The organism is Caballeronia sp. LP006, assembly GCF_031450995.1.
In the GTDB taxonomy this organism is placed as follows: domain Bacteria; phylum Pseudomonadota; class Gammaproteobacteria; order Burkholderiales; family Burkholderiaceae; genus Caballeronia.
Window position 1 is genome coordinate 265,221 of sequence record NZ_JARTVW010000006.1, and the last position, 20,372, is coordinate 285,592.

26 protein-coding genes are annotated in these 20,372 nt (G+C 61.2%); all 26 read left to right on the forward strand.

Going from position 1 to position 20,372, the window contains the following annotated elements:
• The first annotated feature begins 90 nt into the window (after nt 1-90).
• The 26 genes from P9250_RS31750 to P9250_RS31875 all read left to right on the forward strand — a co-directional run bounded on the left by P9250_RS31750 (nt 91) and on the right by P9250_RS31875 (nt 20,299).
• Complete coding sequence (locus P9250_RS31750) at nt 91-885, forward strand: hypothetical protein (protein ID WP_310397374.1); 795 nt, start codon at nt 91-93, stop codon at nt 883-885.
• Nucleotides 886-946: 61 nt separating this feature from the next.
• On the forward strand, nt 947-4,066 hold the full coding sequence (locus tag P9250_RS31755) for an SNF2-related protein (RefSeq protein ID WP_310397376.1): 3,120 nt from the start codon (nt 947-949) through the stop codon (nt 4,064-4,066).
• Nucleotides 4,067-4,315 carry a hypothetical protein gene (locus P9250_RS31760; RefSeq protein WP_008343155.1) on the forward strand — a complete coding sequence of 83 codons (249 nt, stop codon included), beginning with the start codon at nt 4,067-4,069 and terminating at the stop codon, nt 4,313-4,315. It begins immediately after the preceding gene.
• 317 nt (nt 4,316-4,632) lie between these two features.
• Nucleotides 4,633-5,331, forward strand: coding sequence for a hypothetical protein (locus P9250_RS31765; RefSeq protein ID WP_310397378.1), 699 nt, complete (start codon nt 4,633-4,635; stop codon nt 5,329-5,331).
• 207 nt (nt 5,332-5,538) lie between these two features.
• Nucleotides 5,539-7,182, forward strand: a complete 1,644-nt coding sequence (locus P9250_RS31770; RefSeq protein ID WP_310397668.1) for a PRTRC system ParB family protein — start codon at nt 5,539-5,541, stop codon at nt 7,180-7,182.
• 88 nt (nt 7,183-7,270) lie between these two features.
• Nucleotides 7,271-7,759 (forward strand): PRTRC system protein E, encoded by a 489-nt coding sequence (locus P9250_RS31775; protein WP_310397380.1) that lies wholly within the window; start codon nt 7,271-7,273, stop codon nt 7,757-7,759.
• A gap of 9 nt (nt 7,760-7,768) precedes the next feature.
• Entirely contained in the window at nt 7,769-8,005 is a 237-nt protein-coding gene (locus tag P9250_RS31780; RefSeq protein WP_310397382.1) for a PRTRC system protein C, read from the forward strand.
• A gap of 99 nt (nt 8,006-8,104) precedes the next feature.
• Complete coding sequence (locus tag P9250_RS31785; protein ID WP_310397384.1) at nt 8,105-9,244, forward strand: PRTRC system protein F; 1,140 nt, start codon at nt 8,105-8,107, stop codon at nt 9,242-9,244.
• Between the two features lie 13 nt (nt 9,245-9,257).
• Nucleotides 9,258-9,986 carry a PRTRC system protein B gene (locus P9250_RS31790; RefSeq protein WP_310397386.1) on the forward strand — a complete coding sequence of 243 codons (729 nt, stop codon included), beginning with the start codon at nt 9,258-9,260 and terminating at the stop codon, nt 9,984-9,986.
• The gene (locus tag P9250_RS31795; protein WP_310397670.1) at nt 9,986-10,642 is read left to right on the forward strand and encodes a PRTRC system protein A; all 657 of its coding nucleotides are present in this window, start codon (nt 9,986-9,988) and stop codon (nt 10,640-10,642) included. The genes P9250_RS31790 and P9250_RS31795 overlap by 1 nt, the downstream gene beginning before the upstream one ends.
• The gene (locus P9250_RS31800) at nt 10,639-11,472 is read left to right on the forward strand and encodes a PRTRC system ThiF family protein (RefSeq protein WP_310397388.1); all 834 of its coding nucleotides are present in this window, start codon (nt 10,639-10,641) and stop codon (nt 11,470-11,472) included. Before P9250_RS31795 ends, P9250_RS31800 begins: the two co-directional genes overlap by 4 nt.
• Before the next feature lie 14 nt (nt 11,473-11,486).
• On the forward strand, nt 11,487-11,861 hold the full coding sequence (locus P9250_RS31805; protein ID WP_310397390.1) for a hypothetical protein: 375 nt from the start codon (nt 11,487-11,489) through the stop codon (nt 11,859-11,861).
• Nucleotides 11,862-11,868: 7 nt separating this feature from the next.
• Nucleotides 11,869-12,045: a hypothetical protein gene (locus tag P9250_RS31810; RefSeq protein WP_310397392.1), complete on the forward strand. Its 177-nt coding sequence runs from the start codon at nt 11,869-11,871 to the stop codon at nt 12,043-12,045.
• A gap of 92 nt (nt 12,046-12,137) precedes the next feature.
• Nucleotides 12,138-12,398: a hypothetical protein gene (locus P9250_RS31815; protein ID WP_310397394.1), complete on the forward strand. Its 261-nt coding sequence runs from the start codon at nt 12,138-12,140 to the stop codon at nt 12,396-12,398.
• A gap of 156 nt (nt 12,399-12,554) precedes the next feature.
• Nucleotides 12,555-13,112 carry a hypothetical protein gene (locus P9250_RS31820; protein WP_310397396.1) on the forward strand — a complete coding sequence of 186 codons (558 nt, stop codon included), beginning with the start codon at nt 12,555-12,557 and terminating at the stop codon, nt 13,110-13,112.
• Nucleotides 13,113-13,391: 279 nt separating this feature from the next.
• Entirely contained in the window at nt 13,392-14,342 is a 951-nt protein-coding gene (locus P9250_RS31825) for a LysR family transcriptional regulator (protein ID WP_310397398.1), read from the forward strand.
• Nucleotides 14,343-14,493: 151 nt separating this feature from the next.
• Nucleotides 14,494-15,261, forward strand: a complete 768-nt coding sequence (locus P9250_RS31830) for an SDR family oxidoreductase (protein WP_310397400.1) — start codon at nt 14,494-14,496, stop codon at nt 15,259-15,261.
• Between the two features lie 106 nt (nt 15,262-15,367).
• On the forward strand, nt 15,368-15,664 hold the full coding sequence (locus P9250_RS31835) for a DUF1330 domain-containing protein (protein WP_310397402.1): 297 nt from the start codon (nt 15,368-15,370) through the stop codon (nt 15,662-15,664).
• Between the two features lie 160 nt (nt 15,665-15,824).
• Entirely contained in the window at nt 15,825-16,685 is an 861-nt protein-coding gene (locus P9250_RS31840; protein ID WP_310397404.1) for a LysR family transcriptional regulator, read from the forward strand.
• 585 nt (nt 16,686-17,270) lie between these two features.
• The gene (locus tag P9250_RS31845; RefSeq protein WP_310397406.1) at nt 17,271-17,516 is read left to right on the forward strand and encodes a hypothetical protein; all 246 of its coding nucleotides are present in this window, start codon (nt 17,271-17,273) and stop codon (nt 17,514-17,516) included.
• 115 nt (nt 17,517-17,631) lie between these two features.
• Nucleotides 17,632-17,766, forward strand: coding sequence for a hypothetical protein (locus P9250_RS31850; RefSeq protein ID WP_310397408.1), 135 nt, complete (start codon nt 17,632-17,634; stop codon nt 17,764-17,766).
• A gap of 98 nt (nt 17,767-17,864) precedes the next feature.
• Entirely contained in the window at nt 17,865-18,326 is a 462-nt protein-coding gene (locus P9250_RS31855; protein ID WP_310397410.1) for a glycine zipper 2TM domain-containing protein, read from the forward strand.
• 37 nt (nt 18,327-18,363) lie between these two features.
• Nucleotides 18,364-18,648, forward strand: a complete 285-nt coding sequence (locus tag P9250_RS31860) for a hypothetical protein (RefSeq protein ID WP_310397411.1) — start codon at nt 18,364-18,366, stop codon at nt 18,646-18,648.
• A gap of 105 nt (nt 18,649-18,753) precedes the next feature.
• Nucleotides 18,754-19,152, forward strand: a complete 399-nt coding sequence (locus P9250_RS31865) for a hypothetical protein (protein WP_310397413.1) — start codon at nt 18,754-18,756, stop codon at nt 19,150-19,152.
• Entirely contained in the window at nt 19,149-19,613 is a 465-nt protein-coding gene (locus P9250_RS31870; RefSeq protein WP_310397415.1) for a hypothetical protein, read from the forward strand. The genes P9250_RS31865 and P9250_RS31870 overlap by 4 nt, the downstream gene beginning before the upstream one ends.
• A 227-nt stretch (nt 19,614-19,840) precedes the next feature.
• Nucleotides 19,841-20,299, forward strand: a complete 459-nt coding sequence (locus P9250_RS31875) for a hypothetical protein (protein WP_310397417.1) — start codon at nt 19,841-19,843, stop codon at nt 20,297-20,299.
• The last annotated feature ends 73 nt before the right edge of the window (nt 20,300-20,372 follow it).

The window sequence follows — 20,372 nt, forward strand, 5'->3', positions numbered from 1 at the left end:
ACTTCGCCGCACCCGCAACGTCTACCTTAACCCGCAGGGGCATGTCCCCGATTGCGGGCGTGCGCCTGCTCATCCCCATGAAGCAATCGCATGTACACGCAATTAATCGAGCAGTTCAAGACGGCCCAAACGGCAGCAGCAGTGGCGTATCGCGCTGTCGTTCAGGCCGAGCGCGACGTCTTTGCTGACGGATTGACCGAGTATTCGGCGATGGAAGTTCGAAGCGAATACAAAGTCGAGCGCGAGCTCAACACGTTCTGCCGACGGCTGCTCTCGCGGCTTGTGATGGAGGCAAGCCGAAGATTCGCCCCCGCCGGCGGCAGAATCGAGATCGACCAGAGTCGCGAACTCGACCGATGCGGTCTCGATATCGAGGAGGATCTGAGGAAGAACAACATCCCTGACTTGGACGGCTTCTGGCAACACCTCGAGCGAACGTTCGGCGGTGAGGCCGGCGAGCGCGTTGCGTTTGAGCAGGCAGCCAAGGCCATGATCGACGGTTTTTGGCTCAAGCCCGATACCGAAATCAAGCGCACCAACAGCGCGGTGATTCTCGAAAAGCGCGTCACCTCCCAGTCGTGCTTCCATTCGAAGGGGCAACGCGAGGTCTATTACTCCTCTCAGCAGGCGGTCGCCACAACCTTTGACGGCTTGGCGACCTTCGCGAAGAAGCATCAGTTCGGCGCGCTGGCGATGCAACTGCGCAACTTCAGCGTCCACCGACTGACTTTTTCCACTCGCGAGAAGCTGTCGTTCGCGGGGCTGGAGATCGTGCTGTTCAACGACAAGTGGCAGTTCAAGTTCGCTCACGACGTGGGTGACGCGTTGTCCCTCTTCATTAGTGAGTTTGGCGCCAAGTACCTCGCCTCGCGCGACCGGTACTGAGGTGTCCACCATCTCATCCTTGACCCGCTTCGGCGGGTCTTTTTATTCCTAGAGGTGATTCATGCAGAGAGATCTGTTTTCGTTTGAGCCGGATTGGTATGAGCCGTTGCGTGCGATCAGAAGTTTGGGATCGCAGGCGCCGTCGGTCGCCCATCAGGGCGAGCTAGCCGCGGCACGGCGTCAGCACCTCGGGCAGTTTTTCACGCCGGACGCCATTGCGGCGTTTATGTGGAGCTTCGTCAGCGGCTGGAAGGTCAATCGGCTTATCCGAATCCTGGATAACTCGGTTGGTTCCGGCCGGCTGCTTCAGTACGCAGACCCGGAACGCCATGCCGTGTACGGCGTCGACGTCCACGCTGACGTGATCCAGCAGTGCCAGAACGTGTTTGAGGACGCAGGGTTTCATTGCGAGTTCCGGCAAGCCGGTATGGAAGATATCCATCCGGCGCGCTTCGATATCGCACTGATCAATCCGCCGTTCTCGATCCATCTCGAATCGCCACATCTGCAGACGCTCGAATGCACGACGTGGGGCCGGTACGGCGCGCACACCAGCGCGCTGAGCCACGACTACGCCGTGCATCAGGCGCTTGAGGCGGCGAACATCGTCGTCGCGCTCCTGCCGATCACGACCGCCGAGTCGATGGTTGGGGGCGAGCAAGGGGACCGTTTGAAACGCCGCGCGGCAGGTCTTTTCGAACTGCCGGCGGACGCGTTCAAGCTGGAAGGCGCGAACGTGCGCACGGCCGTCGTGGTGTTCGACCGCTACCGCGATCGTCCGTCGGACTTCGTACGCGCGGTCGTCGACGATCTGGCAAAACCCGGCCCGAATCTCGGGCTGCACTTCGAGGAACGTTCGTTCGACGAAGCTCGGCTGCGGCTGCAAAAGCTCGATGACAGCGTGCCGTTCATCACGCGTGCGGTCACGGGCGACAAGTCGGTCAGGGTCTCGCACGATGGCCGGCGGATTCGCTTGTCATTTGCATGCGGCTTCAACGAAGCGATGGTGCTCAACGCGGTTCTCGTGAAGCGCATCTACTCGCGCGACGGCCACCGCCTGCCGCGTGGCTTTCGTTACTCGGGCCAAGGCTTGCTGGATATGGAAACGTATCTGGTGCAAGACGATCCGATCGCGGGCTTTGGTCAGCTGCTTGATCGAATTCGCAGCGTCGGTGGCGAGCCGCAACTCGCGCCCGGCTTCATGGAGCACTTTAGCAGACGCATGCGTCGCAGCGTACGACAGGCGATACCGTTGCGGCACGTGGCGTGGACAACTGGCGCTGGATCGCGAGATCAAGTGTCGGGCATCGCGAAGGAGACCCACAAGGTCGACGCGACGCGCTGGGCCAGTCCGCTCATCAAGGTGGGCGACGAAGTCCAGTTTGATCGCGAAGCCGACGGACGCTACCGATACGCCCTGCATGGCGTCTGGTACCACCTGTCTGTCGACGAGCTCAATGCCCGGTTCGCGGTCGAGAACGTCAGCGAGGGATGGGAAGTGGTGCACGAAGGTCTGTGCGCGCGCTTCCCCGACCAAGCAGCGGCGCTGCGCTCGCGCGTGAAGGTGCTTGGCGTCGATCAGTGGCTCGATTGGGAGTTTCAGGTCGATGATCTAGTCGAAACGCTGTTGAAGCCGACCGGTTGCGTCGTTGCGTGGGAGCAGGGCTGCGGCAAATCCCGGCTCGCGTTGGCGCTGATCCTCGTCTCGGGTGTGAAGCACGGCCTCATCGTTGTTGAGTCCCGGCTCATCGAGGAGATGTTGAAGGAGATCGGCCAGTTGCCGATCGCGGCCGATCAGGTGAAGGTAATCGAATCGGCGGCGGACCTTGGTGACCTCCGGCGAATCAACCTCATCTCGTATGAGCGCCTGCGTATGCCGGTAGACAAGGCGGCTTCGTCGCGGGTGACCTATGCGCACCGGCTGCGTCGTCGCATCGGACTGCTGGTGGCCGACGAAGGCGAGCGCCTCGCCAATCCGACTAGCGATCAGAGCCGCGCGCTCTGGCAGCTTTCGGCGCGACGACGCTTCGTTTTGACGGGAAGTCCCATACCGAATTATCCGAGAGATGCGTTCGGTTTGATCGCGTTCTCAGGCGGTGATGGGACGGCGGCCCAGCCGTACGGTTATCGCGTGGGCTATCTCGAGCAGAACTGGATTAGTTCGGTGGAGTACGCGATGCGGGGCGTCGATCGATTCAGGGATGACTTCGTGGTGCTGGAGTGGGTGACGTGGCAGTTCGCGGAGAGCCTGCAGGATGGGGCGAAACGCGAGGTGCCGAAGATCGGCAATTTGCATCTGTACCGGGCGATGCTTGCGCCGCACATTAAGCGGCGGCTTGTCGCAGAACCTGAAGTCTCGCGTTTTATCCAGATCGAGCCACCCGAATTTGAGGTGGAAACGGTCGACTGGGATCGCGGGCATCTGGCCGCGTACCTGCGCGCTGCTGACGAGTTCGCCGATTGGTATCGCTCATCCCGCGATAACAAGAAGGCGTGCAACCTCGTAACGATCCTCGCTCGTATCCGCGCGGTTCACTTCGCCGCCAACTATCCGCAGTTCGGGATGGAGGGCGTAGAGTACATCGGCGGGCTCACGAGCAAGCAACGAGCGGTCGTTGCGCGGATGCGTACGATCGCGGCCGAAGGCAAGCAAGCAATCGTGTTTGCCGAGAACCCTGGCGTGCTCGATCTTCTGTCGCGCGAGCTGGATGCGCATGGTGTGCAGACGGTCCCGTTTCATGGCGAGATCCCGATCAAGCGTCGCGTGGCCGATAAGGACAAGCGCTTCTTGGGCGGACTGGCAACCGGGCTGATGGCCACGAAGGCATCGGGCCGCGCCGGTTACAACCTGCCGAACGCCGACTACATCCTCTTCTACGACCGTTCGTGGACGTGGCGCATCGAGTATCAGGCGATGCGGCGCGCGCTGCGATGGAACCGGAAGGGCGTGTTGCAGGTGCTGTATTTCCACTTCCAGGGCAGCATCGACGAGTATCAGGACCAAATGGTCGCGCACAAGCGTGATGCGACGCAGGCGGGGCTGGACTGGGCGACGCCGGAACTGGAAGACGAGACCTTCTTGCACATGGATTCTCTGCTGGATCGCTTCGTTGATGACCTCGCATTGCTGGCGGCGGAAACGTCCGGTGACATGCGCAAACTTTTGAAGGAGGCAGCGTAAATGCCGAAAGACTCAAACGTGTATGTGGTGGTCGGGGAGGGCGTCGTCACGGTTAAACGTGAAGGCTCCAATCGCGCGGTGCTGGCGAACGTCCTCGGCAAAGTACAAGTCGATGGCGTCGAAGTGCTGTGCCTTGACCGCCTCGTTCATGAAAGCCACGAGCAGCAATTTGGCGAGTGGACGTTGGCAGGAGCAGTCACGACCTTGCTGTCTCGATCGCTGCCGCCCGCGAATGGCGCGGCGGCATGAGACCTAGCGGCATCCTCGGATGCCGCTCGTCATACCCTTCAGTCACAACCCGGCTTTCGAGCCGGGTTTTTTTTCGTCCGCACGCGTAATCGGACGATCGTTCGGCCACGCGTCGGGGTGTTTTCACCATCGCGAGCGCGAGTGTTCGTTGCGCCTCATCATTTGGCCCTTAATGCCAATACGCTCCGGTTCGCGGTATGGCGTCTCCCTCGTGCGCCGGCCGTCTTATGCGCCGGCTATCTGCGGGCGCACTTTTTCACTCATGGCATCATGCGAACAGGGCGCGATTTGGCGCGTCAATTACGCACGACAACGCAATGAGTGATTCGCAAGCACCCAGCACCCGATCCATCGCCTTTACCGTCCCAACCCATTTAGCGGAAGCACTCCAAGAGACCGTTGACGACTTCCTTGCAAAAGCGGCGGGCGGAACGACCCCTGCGCAGCGTGCGGCCGAGATACGCGCTCAGGATCGTGACGCGAGCCTGGATTCGCTTGCCTATCTCCTTGACGTGGCCGAGGGCAGTTCTGGGCAGGCACGCGTCGCTGCTCAGTTTCTGGCAGGCCTCTATAACGGCGAGGACTTCCCCTTCAGTCTCACTGACTTTCGACGGCTCGACGATGATCTGCTGGAGCACTGCATGCAGGTACTGCGGCTGGACAGTCGGCATGCGACGGAAGTGCATCGCTACTTTCCCAATGGGGATGCCCGCTGGCAGGCGATGATCAGACGATGGGGGCTGGCTGACGAACCGGCGCACACGCCGCTGCCCGACGACGGAGTGGTGCACTCGTGCCAGTACGAAAACAAGCTCGATGCGCCGGGTTATCGCGACGTGACCTTGTTCGTCAAAGTCGCGGTCGGCGTCGGCGATGTTTGCTCGCTCGGCCTCGCGCTGTCTGCCGCCGATTCCGAACGGCTAGCGGCGGATCTCGTGTCAGTTCATCGCCTTGCGTGGGCACGAGGCAAGCCGCTGGATGCAGACGAGGACGAGCCGCGACCCGCCTGGCTGTGAAAGACGGCATGAATTCGTGAGCTTTTGCGTGGCGTGACCGCAAAATAAACCGCTATCTTCACTCCATCACCCGCGTCATAGACGCATCGACCCCGCTGACTTCAGTCAGCCCACGTTGTTCAACCCTTTGGGAACCACTCCCAAAGGGGGCAGGTTCCCTCTCAGGAGCCCTGTCATGTACAGCAACCTACTCTCGCCCTCAAGCAAATTCAGGTCAGCGTCAATCCCCGCAAGTACTTCGATGCGGCGGAAATGGAAGAGCTGACCGCGTCTGTGCGCGAAAAGGGCGTTATCCAGCCCGTCATCGTACGCACGCTCGCTGACGGCGGCTTCGGCCTCGTCGCTGGCGGCCGCAGATACAAGGCGGCGCTCGCGGCGCACGGCGAAGACTATGAAATCCCGGTCGTCGTTCGAGACATCGATGAGGTCGAAGCGAAGCAACTCGCCATCATCGAGAACATTCAGCGAGCCGACATGTCGCCCGCCGAAGAAGCCATTGCGGCAGCCGAGCAAGTTGGGCTGTGCAAGGGCGATCGCGACGAAGTCGCGCGCATCTTCGGCTGGTCCCGTGCGACTCTGGATAAGCGTCTCGCGCTGATGAACTGCAGCACGCCCGTGCTCGATGCGCTCAGCACGCGACAGATCCTTCTCGGTCACGCCGAGTTGCTTGCTGCGCTCCCAAAAGAGACGCAGGACAAGCTGCTGCCGGTGATCATCAAGGAAGGCAAGGCGGTCGCCGAGGTCAAGAAAACCATCGAACAGGTTGCCTGTTCGTTGGCGGCCGCGATCTTCGACAAGGCCGACTGCGCCGGATGCCCGCACAACTCGTCCACGCAGGGCGAGATGTTCGGCGAGTCCATCGGTACGGGCAACTGCACCAACCGAACCTGCTACAACGAGAAGACCGAAAAGACGCTCGAAGCGACGGCCACCGGGCTGCGCGACGAATATCCGGTCGTGCGCATCGTGCGTGCTGGCGACAATCACACGCGCGTGCAACTCGCAGTCGATGGCCCCAAAGGCGTCGGTGAGGAGCAGGCGAAGGCGTGTCATGCGTGCCAGAACTACGGCGCGGCGGTGAGCGGCCTGCCTGACTCGATCGGCAAGGTCTATCGCGGCCAATGTTTTGACACCGTCTGCAACATGAAGAAGGTGGCGGCGCAACTGCAAGCGGTCAAAGCCGCGACGCAGCCGAAGCCCGAAGCAGCCAAGGGGGGCGCGAAAGCGTCGCCTGCAGCAGCGAAGGGCTCGGCCGGTTCGTCCGCGGCATCGACGACAAGCAATCCGCCGGCGACGGTGGTGGCCGAGTCGGACAAGATGAAAGCGTACCGCGTGGCGTTATGGCGTAAAGCGCTGCGCCGTGAGGTGGGTGCAGATCCCGCGCTCGCCCAGCGATACCTCGTTGCGATTGCGCTGTCCGACCAGATGCGCTGCGTCGATCAAAAGACGCTCTCGGGCATCTGGGAAAAGCTCACCGAGGAGCAAGTCGCGTCCGGCGATGTGTCTAAAGCGGCAGCCTCGACGGCAGCCGCAGACGACGCGAAGCTCGCGCATGCCGTCACCGGTGTGACGGTCGCTGCGATCCAAGGCCTCGACGTCCAGCATCTCACGCGTTTGTGTAAGCACCATCACCTCGATCTCGCGAAGCACTGGAAGCTCTGCAAGGAGTTTCTGGAGTTGATCACGAAGTCGGAAATGATGGTGGTTGCTGACGAGCTCGGCATTCGTGCCGCGCTCGGCGACAACTTCAAGAAAGTCTTCGGCAAGTCCAAGTCCGAGGTCATCGACGCGCTTTTGGCGGTCGAAGGCTTCGACTACGCGGGCAAGATCCCGAAGGTGCTCAAGTTCTAACGCGCGGTTCGCCCGTGCATCGATCGTGATTTACATCCCTTTATAGACCGTCTCCGCGCGGTCTTTTTATATTTCTCAGGAGTTTTCCATGTTTGCAGCTATTGAACCGCTTCTGCGTCATTGCACGAAGCTCACTTTGTCCTTGCAGATGAAGGGCGACGAGATGGTTGTCTGTGTCATGCCGCAAGGCACGGCAAAAGACGCCGCCATGCTTCAGCCGCTCGCGCTCACCGCGATGGCGGCTGAACTCGACGCGGGCTTTGTCGACGCGCTCGCAGCCTATACCGGCGCGCACGCGTCGCTCGCCGAGCAGGTTGCTGCGACCACCGCCATCCTCGAAGCCGCCAAGACGACGCAAGTCTCGAAGGCGACCAAGACGCTGGCTAAGGGCGGAAGCAAGCCTGCTGTGCCTGCACCCGGCAGATTGAGCACCGATGTGGACAACGATGACGATAACGCGAGCGATAGCGATGAAGGGCAGAGCACCGCCCCGAACGCATCGCCGGGCTCGGCTTCGTCGGAAGCATCGGCGGAACCGGCTAACACCGGTACCAACCTCGCATCGCTTTTCGACTAAGGAGCAGACATGGCTATCCAAGTTGCGAAGCTCACGCGCGAATTCGTCTACAGCGGCGTGACGTTCCCCGATCCGGGGCCGACCTTCTCGCCCGACGATGTTCGCGATCTCTACTCCGCGCAGTACCCGGAGCTGACGACCGCGGCGATCGACGGGCCGACGACGGAAGGCGAGGTCATGCGGTTCACCTTCGTGCGTGCGGCCGGTGCGAAGGGTGCAGTCATGCCCTGCGGCGCCCATGCGTAAGCGCGACCTCCTCAAAGCCTTGTCCGACCCGGACTTGGCTCTTTCTCATCAGCAACCGCCTGGAAGGGCGGTTTTTTTTCATGACAAGGAGATCGAGCAATGCTCTTCGATCCTCGCCCGTCTGGTGCAGAAGTCACTGTCTCGGGAGAGTCTTGGCAATCGCGATGCGCTCCCTCTGCCCGACGTCGACCTTCCAATGATTTTCTAAGCCTGCCGGCCATCGGCTCGGACGTCAAAACGCGCGCAGTGATGCGTTGGAACGCCGAAAAGGATGTCGCCAGCCTCATCGCCGCCCAGTTCAACTCGGGCGTGTTGAAGCCGCGCGACGTACCGGAGTTCAAAGGCGCGGGTGACGCGCTTGCCCACGGGTTCTTTGCGTGGGCCAAGCGTCATAGGCCGCGTCTGGACTGCCTTGGCTTTGACTTCGTGCTGTGCGACGTGCAGGCGGTGCAAGACGTTGTCCAGTACCAGGAGGACAGCAGCGACTTCAATCCGACTTCGCCCGTTTATCTCGGCATCGAAATACCAGGGGAGAACATCTACGAGATCGGCAGGCGTGCCGCCGACCTTCGCAATGTGCATCCTCGCTTGGTATCGACGGCGATGGTCCTCATCAATCGAGCAGCAGGCCGCACGATGTGGGTCAGAACGCCCGACGAGTTCCTGGGCGAGTTCGCCTCATGGTTCTGGGATGGCGACTCGAACGCAACCGACGAGGAAGCGCGCGAGATGTTGACGGACCGGTTCGGCGACGACGAAGCGGAGATCGAGCATTACCTCCCTTCCGTTGTACGTCCGCAGCTTTGTCCCGACGACATGGACGTCTACCGCTGGAACGCAAAGAGCCGCCGCTATCTACCTCAACGGGCGCTTGGTGTCGCGGCCCTTAGGCGGCTACAGCGTTTCACCTCCGGGCGCACGCGTCGCATCTGCGCGGAGCTTGAAAAGCTCTCGCTGATGCTGCAGCGGGTGGGTAATCGCGACCTCTTTGGTTGCGAGTATCGGCCCCGGTGCGCGTATGCAGCAGCCACGCTCACGGTGCAGAACGACGGCCGCGTGGGTGAAGTACTCGATTCGCACTACGAGTACCTCGCCAGCGCCGGCGACGGCACTACCTACCTCGGCTTTACGCCGCTTGCCTCTACGCCTGACGCCATCCGCAAGCATTACGCGGACTGGTCGCAGGGCTTATCCATTCTTGGCCAACTGGACCGCGTCATCGCGTGTCTCGCGGCATAACTAGGAGCTTTATATGAAAGGGCTTGATATCGGCTCAGACCGCGTTGACGAACTCGCGGCGATCAGCGCCATCTTGTTGTACGGCCGTCAGGATCGCAGCGCGGTCTATGGCACCGTTCATCCGGTGACGCAGGGTAAGAGCGGCCGGGCAACGATCGGTGCCGGAAGGCCGATCGACCGCATGGCGCTCGTCGATTGCCTGCGCGAGCTGGCTCAGAACGCTGCGCCTAAGGCCGAGTTTCTGCCTGAGACGGTGCTCGCGGTGTCGCAAGAGGCGGTGATGTGGTGGTGCAGACCGGCGATGCGAAGAGTCTTCTTCGATTGTCAGGAGATCGGGCGGCGCAGTGCGGTCGTCCCGCATCCAGGGTTGGTGTTCCGTGCAGCTTCGAGCGGGTTTTCCGTGTTCGCGCTGCAGGAAGACAGCCGGCCAACGCCTGAATCGAAGCTGCACGAACCGCCTTACTTTAACACCTGGGACTGGGGGCGGATCTGCATCGGCTCGGCGCACGTTCCTAAGCGGATCGATATCGAGTCGATCGGCGGATGGGAGGGCGGATTCTTCGAATCGGCCTTTACGCACCCGAACCACGGGAACAAACGTGTTTCGCATCCCAATGGTGAATTCGCCTTCTGGAAGGAAATGCTCGACCGCAAGTACGGCGAGCAATTCCCGAAAGACGCGCTCGTCCCTATGGACCTTACCCTCGCTGAGCTAATCGCTGGCAAACAAGGAGTTCGATGATGAACGCTGGTGCTTTGAATCCTGCAGATGCCGCGCTTCAACGCTCATTTCCTTCCGTCATGGTGCCCCGGCGCGAGTCGGTCGCGCCGATGCAGTCGGCCGGTGAGCGACTGCTGATCGGCGAGAACGGTGTCTTTCTAGAAATTGATCTGCCGTGGCTCTCAGTCGTTCGCCGCATTGCGCACTACACGGTCCCGACCGCAATCCCCTACGGGAAAGTGGCAGAGTCGACCGAGTTGCGTTGCGGTGCGGTGCCGCCCGATTTGATCGGCGAGTTCGTCGCGATGGCACGCGCCGCGCATCCGCTGGAAACCGGTGCCTGGATCGTCTGGAACGTCGAGACGAAGCAGTTTCGCCTCGCGCCTGTGAAGGTGCTTTCGCAGGGGACCGGGTCGCTGAAGTACGAGCGGCCGGAACTTCTTCGAAGTGAACTGCGGGTGATCGACTGCCATTCGCATGCCGCGCATCCCGCGTACTTCTCGCCGACAGACAACGAAGATGACCGACACGAGACGAAGTTCGCCTTCGTCGTCGGCAACTGCGCGTCATCGGTGCCGAGTATGGTGATGCGACTTTGTGCCAAAGGCATCTTCGAGAACGTCGAGCGCGTGCCGAGCAGTTGGTACGCGGCGGCTCGCGCGCAGGAGGTTGCATGAACGGGACTATCCGACATCAACTTCCTTCGCGGATGCTCGAGCGAAGCTGGAATGTGGTCGTAGTAGGCGCGGGCGGCACCGGAAGTGCTGTGCTCCCGAGCTTGGCGCGGCTGCACCACGCGATGCTGGAACTGGGTCACCCGGGCGGCATCGACTGCACCGTGTTCGATGACGACACCGTCAGCCCGACCAACGTCGGCCGGCAGGGCTTCTATCCGAACGACGTGGGCGAGTACAAAGCCTCGCTCATCGTCAATCGGCTCAACGCACTGATGGGCACGAACTGGCGGGCGGAAACCCGGCGATTCGGTCCGGGCGAGCCGCTCTACAACGTCGATCTCGTGATTGGCTGCGTCGATACGCGTGCCGCGCGGGCCGCGATTGTCGGCGCAGCGCAGTACACGGAGGCGTATTACCTCGACTGCGGCAACGACACGGATCGGGGCCAAGTTGTTATAGGTCAAGTCTGTAGCAAGAGCTATGCGCTGAAGCATCCTGAACGGCTGCCGCATGTGGGCGAGTTGTTTCCGGAATTGATCGACGCGAAGCTCGATGCGAAAGACGAGACCCCGTCCTGTTCGATGGCAGAGGCGCTGCGCAAGCAGTCGCTGGTCATCAATCAGGCGATCGCCGTCCAAGCATTCAACATGCTCTGGACCATGTTTCGAACCGGCGCGGTGCCGTTCTCGGGCGTGTTTGTGAACCTCGCAACGGGGCGCACAAATCCGATTCCGTTGGATGCGGCCGCGTGGGCGCGCTTTGGGTACGAAGTCCCCAAGCCTCCCGTGAAGAAAGCGAGGAAGAGCCGCAAGGCCAAGCTCGCTGCGTAAGTAGTCGCTGTTCCATGACTGCCGACCTCCGCAAGGGGTCGGCATTTTCTTTTCTCGTGCTCAACGGGCACGACAACCTCAACAGGAGTATCCGAATGTCGGAAGACACTGAAATCGTATTTTCGGCACCGCTCAAAGTGGCGGCGGCGTTGTGGCAAGAGCGCTGGTGGTGCTGTGCGGCCTTTGTTGTCGCAACGGCCGCAAATTTGGTCCCGCCGGCGGGCTACGTCGGCATGGCCGTCAGGTTCGCGTACGAGCACTTGTTGCACGACGCATCGGGCATTGGCCGAATCATGGCTGCGGTCCTTGGCGTTCTGGCGACCTCGCTGGCATGGCGGGTGGCCGGTCAGCGAGACCGCGCCCGCCCAGGGCTCTTTGCCCGTGCATAACTGGGTCGTGAACCGCTTCCTGATGTCGCACCTTGCGCGCGGCGTCGTGGCGGTCACCGGCGCAAGCGTCGCCTTCGGCGCACACGGGGTCCTGTTCGGCGTAGCGTTCGGCGCCTGGCTCGGCTTTGTCATGTGCAGCATGCAGTGCTTGACGGCCTTCTCCGTTATGCCGCGTCTGCGGTAACAGCATTAACCGCTCCCTCGCGGAGCGGTTCTCTTTCACCTCAGCGGGTACGCAGCCCGTTGGGGCTGCTCCGCGTATCACTGGAGCAAAACATGGGTTCTTCGATTTTGACGGGTAAGCGCGCAGGCGCAATGCAAAAGGCCAACGGCGAGTGGATCTACGCGTTGTTCGAACGTGGCTATGAGTCGAACGTCTATCCGCATACCGACCACTGGTCGGCGGTGGCACTGGGCAATTACGCGCAGGTGATGCGCCGCATCTTCTCGCATGCGACCAGTTGCGAAGGCGGGATGCTCCGCAGCCGCAACGGATCGATCCGGCCCGAGAACTACATTGCGAGTTGGAGAAGTTAACTCGCCAAGCCCACGCTGCTTCAGGATCGGGCGATCGATCTCACGGTCGGCTCCTCATGCTACTCGGCGGTGCCTGAGTCGCAGCTGGACGATGTCCGGCTCTCGTTGATCCGCGCTGGCTTCGAGCCTCGCATCGATGAGTTGGTCGGGGGCAGCTTGAGCGTTTCGCTGCACGCGGACATCGACCTGCTGCTCTCGATCTATGGGAACAGCGGGCCGCTCAGCGTTTGGCGAGTGCTCAAGGAGTACGACTGTGGGACCGCACACATCGAAATGCCGGTGCCGCCCATAACGAAGACGGCGATGGAGCGGATGCCCGAGGTGCGGTGTCATTCCATCGACCAGCACAATGTGTTGGTTGCAACGGGTGCAGCTCCGTGGCGTCACGCTGGCTGGCAGTACAGCGCGGTCGGTTCGTTCGTCACGGAGGTTGCCTATCCGGTGGAGATGGAAGCGCCGGGCTTCGCCAAGAAGGCGATTCCAGCGTTTCGAGAAGCTGTCAGGAACGCGTCGCCGGTTCCGCCGGCGACGCGCATCACGACGACGCGTGAGCCTGAAGGTGCCGACGACTCGCGGGTTCGACGTGCGGACGAGCTGGCCCAACTCCTTGGGCTTGTGTCCGATGGTGAACCGGCGCCGGCCGCACGCGAAGGCGCTGCGCCTGACCCTTCGTTCTTCGCGGACGAGGCACAGCTATCTCTGTGTCTTGCCTAGTCTCTTGCGACAGACGCCACGCTCCGGTTGCCCGGGGCATGGGGTTTTTTTTCGCCCGTTAGAAAGTGAAGCTTGCTTGTGCTGGTAGTTCCGCGGCGGCCGCGGGCGAACGCTGCGCCAGCAACTCGTCATACGGGCGCACGAGATCGGCGGCGCTCGTGTAGCCGATCTCGATACCTTCTGCATCGCGACCTACATGCGCTTTGGCTGCAACGAGTCCGGGAGATCGTCGTTTCGCTACACTGCGCGTTTTCTCTGACGACCTGCAGGAGAATGCACATGGACCGCATGGTGGCGATGGAAACCTTCGTAACAGTTGTCGATGCGGGTTCGTTTTCTGCTGCGGCACGCCGCTTGAAGCTTGGCCAGCCAGCCGTCTCAAAGGCGGTCGCACAGCTGGAGGAACGTCTGGGCGCCCGTTTGCTATTGCGATCGACACGTGGCCTTGTGCCGACGGATGCCGGTCAACGTTTCTACGACCACGCGCTGCGGGCCATCGATGAGGCCGATCAGGCCGAGCAGGCTGTGCGTGAGTCGACGGAAGGCCTGTCGGGACGATTGCGCATCGGCGCAGCGGTCACGTTCGCCCGGCTGCATGTCTTACCAGCTCTCAAGGCTTTCTTAGATCAGCACCCCAATCTGAGTATCGACATCGTGCTTGACGATCGGTCCGTCAATTTGCTCGGAGAAGGCGTCGACGTCGCATTGCGTATGGGCGCGTTGGACGATTCGACGATGACCGCGCGTCGCATCTCCACCGGCCGGCGTTTCGTCGTCGGCACTCCGTCATATTTCGCCGAAGCCGGCGTTCCTCAAACGCCTGCCGACCTTAACCGGCATCAGGCAATCGTTTACGCTGTGCGAGGCGGCGGTGAATCTTGGCTGTTCAGCCGCAACGACAGCTCCGACTCGACGGTGACGTTGTCCGGCCGGTTAAGCGTGAACGCGGCAGAGGGCATGCGTACGGCGGTGCTCGGGCACATGGGCCTTGCCGTCGCTTCGGAATGGATGTTCGCCCCCGAGCTCGCGAACGGTACTGTTCAGGCCGTGCTGACCGACTGGACGTTGCCGCCGATCGATCTCTGGGCGGTTTTCCCGTCCGGTCGTATGGCGACCACAAAGGCGCGTGCATTCGTCGCGTTTGTCGAGCACCTGCTCAACGAGCACAAGTTTGGCGTTGGCCTAACCGGCGAGACGCTTCGCAACTCTGCCCCCTCGCAGCAGGAATAGGCGCTATTCCCCCTCCGAGGCTACCGAGCGATTCCGCCTCAGCGGAGGATACGCATCAACCAATGCACGAATCATTGGCTCCGATGCAGAGGTTCCTTTTGGATTTCCCAAGCCGGAGGACCGCTTCGAAACCTACCTTTTGAGGAAAAACATGACCCAAGCTCTGAAAGGCAAACTCGCCCTCGTAACGGGGGCCTCGCGTGGAATCGGCGCAGCTATTGCGGCGCGTCTTGCGCGCGAGGGCGCATCCGTCATCGTTCATTACGCGTCGAGTGCGGCGCGCGCCGAAGCCGTCGTCAAGGAAATCCGCGATGCCGGCGGCGAGGCTGAAGCCGTCGGTGCCAATCTGTCGCAGTCAGAAGGCGTCGCGAGCCTCATTGCATCGCTGAACGGTGCGTTTGGCGGTCGCTTTGAAGGGCGGCTTGATATTCTCGTCAACAACGCTGGCACAGTCGAATATGGGCCGTTCCTCGATTCGTCGGACACGTCGTACGACACGCACTTTAATCTTAATGTCCGCGCGCCGATCGAACTGGCAAAAGACGCGGCAGCGCGCATGGCCGCGGCAGGCTGGGGGCGGATCATCAACGTGGGTTCGGCTTTTGGCGAAGCCGCGCCATTGCCTGGCGTGACGCTCTACATCGCTTCTAAGTTCGCCCTCAGAGGCTTTACGCGCGGGTTATCGCGTGAGCTCGGGAAATTCGGCGTAACCGTGAACGCTGTACAGCCCGGCCCGATCGACACAGAACTCGCTCCGCAACCCGGCACGGAAGACCACGCAACGATGACAAAACTCGCAAGCGTGGGCCGCTTCGGAAAACCTGAAGAAATTGCGGCGGCCGTAGCTTATCTCGCGAGCCCTGAAGCAGGCTATACGACCGGAGAGAGCCTAACAGTCGACGGCGGATGGATTGCCTGACCCGGACCGCGAAGCTTGTTGCTGATACTGCGGCGGCGCCGTAATTCGGATTTTCAAGACCGTACAAACGGGCCGTCGAGTGCAAACTTCACTAGGAGCGCCAAGCATGGCTACATACATCGTCTTCACACGTGAGATCACCCGAGATCAGCGCGAGCTGGACGCCTATCAGGCAAGTGTCGCAGAGACCTTCTTCGGCCATCCTATCAAGGTCCTTGCCGCATACGGACCCCAAGAAGTGCTCGAGGGTGTGGCGCCCGAGGGTGTAGTGATTGTTGAATTTCCCGATACGCCGTCCGCTCGTGCCTGGTACGACAGCGAAGAATATCAGTCAATCGCGAAGCATCGATTCAGCGGTGCAAGCTACCGAGCGGTACTCGTCGAGGGGCTTGCGCACTGTTGACGGAACCATGGGGACCGCATCAGAGGAGGCTGCACGTCGCATGTGCGACGGCTTTTGTGGTCGACCGCTCGAGGTCGATCAGAGACTTTCACCGCCGACGTGATCGGCCGTTACATGAAGCCCTGACCGACGCATGGCCAGGGCGAAGCGACAACTCATCATGCTCAATCCGCAATGGCTGCGCACGTTCGCTGCGCTGGCCGAGCTCGGGAACTTCACCCGCACTGCGGAACGGCTCGGTCTGACACAAGCGGCCGTATCTCAACATTTGCACCATCTCGAGGCCGCGCTCGGTATGTTGGTGATACGCCGACCGCGCGCCATCGAACTAACGCCTGCCGGGCGCGCGTTGCTCGACTATTGCGAGGCGATGGAACAGGCACGCCGGCGGCTCGATGCGCGCGTGTCCGGTCCTGCAAAAGCTGGAGAGATCGGTTTGATCACGCCAGGAAGCATGGGGCTGGCGTTGTTTCCGCTGATGCTGGATTGGCAGGCACAGCACTCGCAGTGGAAGTTTCGTCATTGTTCTGCGCCGGGTCCTGAAGTGCTCGACGCGGTGCTCACCAATCGATACGACCTCGGCATCGTCACAGCTAGGCCCGTTGATGCGCGTCTCACTGTGCGCAAGTTTATGCAGGAGCCACTGGAACTTGTCGTCCCAGCGGGTGCAAAAGTGCGGGCGTGGAGCCATCTCAAAACGCTGGGCTTCATCGATCATCCGGATGGGCAGGCGATGGCGGATCGCTTGCTCGGCCGGTGCTTTCGGAAGAACGAAAGTCTGGCGGATCTGCCGCGCAACGGTTTCAGCAACCAGATCGGGCTCATCCTTGAATTCGTGGCGCGCGGGCTGGGATTCACGGTCATTCCACGTTATGCGCGGGCGACGTTCGCCCAGCAGGCAAGATTGATGTCGTTGAATGCGGTTCGCCGGTCTTTGAGACCTTGTGGCTCACTCACCGCGCGGAGTGGCCTTTGCCCGAGCCCTGCGCGCAGGCGGTCAGCTATTTGGAGGAACGGTTGAAGGGTAGTGCGCGTGATGGCTTGACGCCGCCGCGATCTCGCCCGTGACGTCTATCCCATCTTGCGCTAGCATCCGCCGGAACGTTCGATGGCCGACCGGACGGCCGAATGGGGGGAGCTGGAGAGGGTTTTAGCGACCTTTCAACGCCTCGGCTTTGATGTCGGTGGCTAGAATGGCGTCTCTCTCACGTTCGTCGACGGCCCTCGGATTTGCGACGGACTTTCAAGCGCCGCTCCAGCAATGGAGCAGGCGCTTTTTTTTCGTCCCGGCTTCGTGCTGCCGGCCCGGCTCCGGATTTGCGTCGCGCGGGAACTGACCGCCCGAAAAGCGTTCGTCTCCGTATTGGAGCGAAAGGCATAGCGATTTGTTGAGCTTTCCGACTTCGACTGCGCGATTCACTCCGTAGACTGGCTTCATTCCCCGCGCTTTTGCGCATCGACCTACCCCTCCAGCGTGCTGGAGGACCAGCTTCTCTCCAGCCGTCTATGACGGCAATCTTCTGGCGACCCTCGTTGGTCGCCTTTTTCGTCCCGTTGGGAGCCTATCCCTCCGGGAGACAGCTCCCATTATTTTTTGGAGTTGTCTATGTCTCGCAATCTCGCACCTGTCGTCAAAGTTTCCAGCAAGAACGGTTTCATGGCGAATCAGCGTGTGGTCGTTCAGGACGTCGAGGCCAGCCCGCCGCAGCTTTACACCGGACGTATTCATTCGGTGTGGAGCGACGGCACGGCAATGGTGGATTGGGACTATTCGCTCAACCATCAAGCCGAACGGCATCTGGTGCAAAGCGGTCGTGTCAGACTGCATCACCTCAGCCATACCGCCTCGTAGGTCTTGGTAAATGACGCGTCCAGTGCGGTTCGCTGGACGCCGTTTCTTCAGGTCCAAATCTTTCCTTGATGGGAGCCTCCCATCAAGGGCGGCTCCTACCTTTCGGGAGTTGCCCATGTTTCCCATGCCCAAACACGCTCTCAGCAGCCTCGCCTGGTACGCCAAGCAGGACGTCGAAGCCTGGAAGATGCTGTCGTTTCTCGTTGTCGTTGTGTACGTCTCGACGGCAATCGCCTCGGTCACACACTGACTCGCGTAGCTTTTCGCTGCGTATTCCCGTTTCTCTTCCCTTTGGGGCAAACCAGCCCCTTCGGGAATGGATTGCCTCACATTCAATCGAGGTGATCCATGATCAAGTTTCTCTGTTCCGTGATGCTTCTTTCGGTTCTGACTGGCTGCGCCACGGCGGACTTCGGCTCGCCGGATACCTACCAGCGCTACGACGTTCAACGCATCGGCCAGTTCGAGCAGGCAACCATCCTGCGCGTGCGTCCGATCACAATCGAGAGCAATTCTGGCTCGTCGGGCATTGCATCGATCGTCAGCGCAGCAGCAGGTGCCTTCCTGGGCTCGCAAGTCATCGGCAACGGTAGCGGCCGCTATATTGCCGGCGCGCTTTCCGGCTCCGTCTCCGGGTTGGTCGCTCAGCGCGTAAGCGCCGCTATGTCTCGTCACAGCGGTGTCGAAGTTTTCCTTCGTCGCGCCAACGGTCAGTCCGTGGTCGTCTCGCAGGTCGACGATCAGCAGTTCGCTGTTGGTCAGCAGGTGTTTCTCGTCTCGAATGGGTCCGGCTACCGGATCACCCACTAACTGGCGGCAACGCCTCGACCAACTGGATGAACCATCGATGAACCACTATCAGTTGATCACCCACGGCCAAACCAGCGGCTGGGATGCTTCGACCAACGATGTCAACCGCAAGAACTTCTACGGGATGCGTCCGGTGGAAGTAGCTGCGCAAGCAGGCGACGTTGACGAGTTCTCGGCGATCGTGTCTCACCCGGAGTTCAGCCCATGGGGCGCGCGGCGGCATATGTTCGCCGAGGTTGGGCGGATCAGCGACGGTTACGGCGACGCGAGCTTCAAACGCTTGAAGCCTGCGCTCGACGCTTACCAGGCGCGATTCCACTAACCGGGCGTCGCAGTACGCATCTTCTGAATGCGCGGTGAAAGCCGCGCCAACCCTTGCGGGGCAGGCTCCCCGCGAGGGACCTGCCTCGTCTGCAATGAGGCAATCATGAAATTTCCCCGAGTGTTCTATGCGGACCGCAGTAGTGCCAATGCTGGCGCGAAGGCGGCTCTGCAACGTCATGCGACGCGCGTTCTTCGGCGCGTCGCCCAAGACTTGCGTCTTCCGGCGCATGCGCACGAGATCGTCACCGATACTCGCCGCGGCAACTCAGCGGTGCGTGTGTCGTTGCGCACCGAGCCGTTGTTTGTCGACGCGCTTGAGCGTCGAGGCGGCTCGGGTGTCGCGCTGAGCTTCAGAACCCGGCGCGGCCGCTCCGACCTGACGGGCGGTGGCGAGAACCACGTCGCCCTGACGCAGCTCGAAACTCCCACGGGCTATCGAGCGATGCTGGACGGCCTGCGTTTGGCCGGTGGCATCGACCTGAAGTGCGGAGGTCGTCGATGAAACTGGCCAAGGTGAAAATCGAGTACAGCTCCGGCACCACGATCGTGGACCGGGTCACTCTCGATCCTGCGACAGGCCAAGTTCATCTTGCGCCGCGCGTACTCGGGCTACTCGGCAAGATGGAGGAGTCGGAGTGCTCGCCGTCGTTCAGTCTTGAGTACAAGGGCGATGTCTTGCCGGTGAACACGGCGGGCGACGGCGGGTATTTGGTATCAATTCCCCCCGAACCCGGTCCTGGCTTCCGCCGGCTGCTGCACGCAGTCGCGACGCCATCCAGGGACCAGCGGCACCAAAACGGCCGCTATCTACATACTCTATCGGCGGCATCGATCGGCGGTGCAGTCGGCTACGCGCATTCGACGTCGTCTTGGGATCCGCTGACGATTGCAGGTACGAGCGCACTGGCTGCCCTTGGAGTAGTATTGTGGTATGCAGGCCATTACGTGATGAAAGGAGAATGACGTGGGCGCAACAATTTTTACGGTAGTGCTTGGCGTGTCCATCGCGGCTTTCTTCATGTGGACCGCGAATAACGGTCGCAAAGCCGATCGCGAGCGCGATTGGGGCAAATGATTCGACACAGCGTAAGCTGAGTCCACAGACAGAACCGCACCCTTGGGTGCGGTTTTTTTTGACTTTTCTTTTTCTAGCGCGCCCTCGGGCGCGTTTTTCATTTCAGGAGCTGGTTATGTCTCAAGCAAACGCCGATGTGCTGTCGGGCGCTGTCAGCAACGGTATCACCGCCGATGGTGCAGTCGATCTCAAGTCAGTCGCCCGGTTGGACACCGACGGCAAGACGGTCGATCAGGTTTTCCAGGATCTGTGCCGCTTCGTGCGCGGAACGGAGCTCGAACCGGAGTGGCTTTGCCCCGCGAACCTGCAGGACGACCCTAACGAAGCCATGTACGGAGCGCGCCACAGCAGACCGTGGCCCGAGCCGTCGTCACACGACCGGATTTCCGTGTCTGTGTGCATCGGCAAGTCGGAAGGGTGGATCGTTCATGTGGACTTCGTCAGCCGACCGCAGCTCAGCGACTCGCTCGACCGGACCTACGCGATCATGATGTTGCTTCGCGCGAAGGTGTTTTCGACTGACCACGCGTGGTCCCTCGCGCGTCTGATCGCCCGTCTAATCGACGCGGCGTAATAGCTTCTCAACTCTTATCCGCGCCGTTTTGGCGCACTTAACCCTTGCCGGGCATCGACCCGACAGGGAGCGA

Bases quoted from the DNA above. Each gene is read 5' to 3' on its own strand.
- P9250_RS31750 (WP_310397374.1), top strand. From the start codon at position 91: ATGTACACGCAATTAATCGAGCAGTTCAAGACGGCCCAAACGGCAGCA.
- P9250_RS31755 (WP_310397376.1), top strand. From the start codon at position 947: ATGCAGAGAGATCTGTTTTCGTTTGAGCCGGATTGGTATGAGCCGTTG.
- P9250_RS31760 (WP_008343155.1), top strand. From the start codon at position 4,067: ATGCCGAAAGACTCAAACGTGTATGTGGTGGTCGGGGAGGGCGTCGTC.
- P9250_RS31765 (WP_310397378.1), top strand. From the start codon at position 4,633: ATGAGTGATTCGCAAGCACCCAGCACCCGATCCATCGCCTTTACCGTC.
- P9250_RS31775 (WP_310397380.1), top strand. From the start codon at position 7,271: ATGTTTGCAGCTATTGAACCGCTTCTGCGTCATTGCACGAAGCTCACT.
- P9250_RS31780 (WP_310397382.1), top strand. From the start codon at position 7,769: ATGGCTATCCAAGTTGCGAAGCTCACGCGCGAATTCGTCTACAGCGGC.
- P9250_RS31785 (WP_310397384.1), top strand. From the start codon at position 8,105: ATGCTCTTCGATCCTCGCCCGTCTGGTGCAGAAGTCACTGTCTCGGGA.
- P9250_RS31790 (WP_310397386.1), top strand. From the start codon at position 9,258: ATGAAAGGGCTTGATATCGGCTCAGACCGCGTTGACGAACTCGCGGCG.
- P9250_RS31795 (WP_310397670.1), top strand. From the start codon at position 9,986: ATGAACGCTGGTGCTTTGAATCCTGCAGATGCCGCGCTTCAACGCTCA.
- P9250_RS31800 (WP_310397388.1), top strand. From the start codon at position 10,639: ATGAACGGGACTATCCGACATCAACTTCCTTCGCGGATGCTCGAGCGA.
- P9250_RS31805 (WP_310397390.1), top strand. From the start codon at position 11,487: ATGACTGCCGACCTCCGCAAGGGGTCGGCATTTTCTTTTCTCGTGCTC.
- P9250_RS31815 (WP_310397394.1), top strand. From the start codon at position 12,138: ATGGGTTCTTCGATTTTGACGGGTAAGCGCGCAGGCGCAATGCAAAAG.
- P9250_RS31825 (WP_310397398.1), top strand. From the start codon at position 13,392: ATGGACCGCATGGTGGCGATGGAAACCTTCGTAACAGTTGTCGATGCG.
- P9250_RS31830 (WP_310397400.1), top strand. From the start codon at position 14,494: ATGACCCAAGCTCTGAAAGGCAAACTCGCCCTCGTAACGGGGGCCTCG.
- P9250_RS31835 (WP_310397402.1), top strand. From the start codon at position 15,368: ATGGCTACATACATCGTCTTCACACGTGAGATCACCCGAGATCAGCGC.
- P9250_RS31840 (WP_310397404.1), top strand. From the start codon at position 15,825: ATGCTCAATCCGCAATGGCTGCGCACGTTCGCTGCGCTGGCCGAGCTC.
- P9250_RS31845 (WP_310397406.1), top strand. From the start codon at position 17,271: ATGTCTCGCAATCTCGCACCTGTCGTCAAAGTTTCCAGCAAGAACGGT.
- P9250_RS31850 (WP_310397408.1), top strand. From the start codon at position 17,632: ATGTTTCCCATGCCCAAACACGCTCTCAGCAGCCTCGCCTGGTACGCC.
- P9250_RS31855 (WP_310397410.1), top strand. From the start codon at position 17,865: ATGATCAAGTTTCTCTGTTCCGTGATGCTTCTTTCGGTTCTGACTGGC.
- P9250_RS31860 (WP_310397411.1), top strand. From the start codon at position 18,364: ATGAACCACTATCAGTTGATCACCCACGGCCAAACCAGCGGCTGGGAT.
- P9250_RS31865 (WP_310397413.1), top strand. From the start codon at position 18,754: ATGAAATTTCCCCGAGTGTTCTATGCGGACCGCAGTAGTGCCAATGCT.
- P9250_RS31870 (WP_310397415.1), top strand. From the start codon at position 19,149: ATGAAACTGGCCAAGGTGAAAATCGAGTACAGCTCCGGCACCACGATC.
- P9250_RS31875 (WP_310397417.1), top strand. From the start codon at position 19,841: ATGTCTCAAGCAAACGCCGATGTGCTGTCGGGCGCTGTCAGCAACGGT.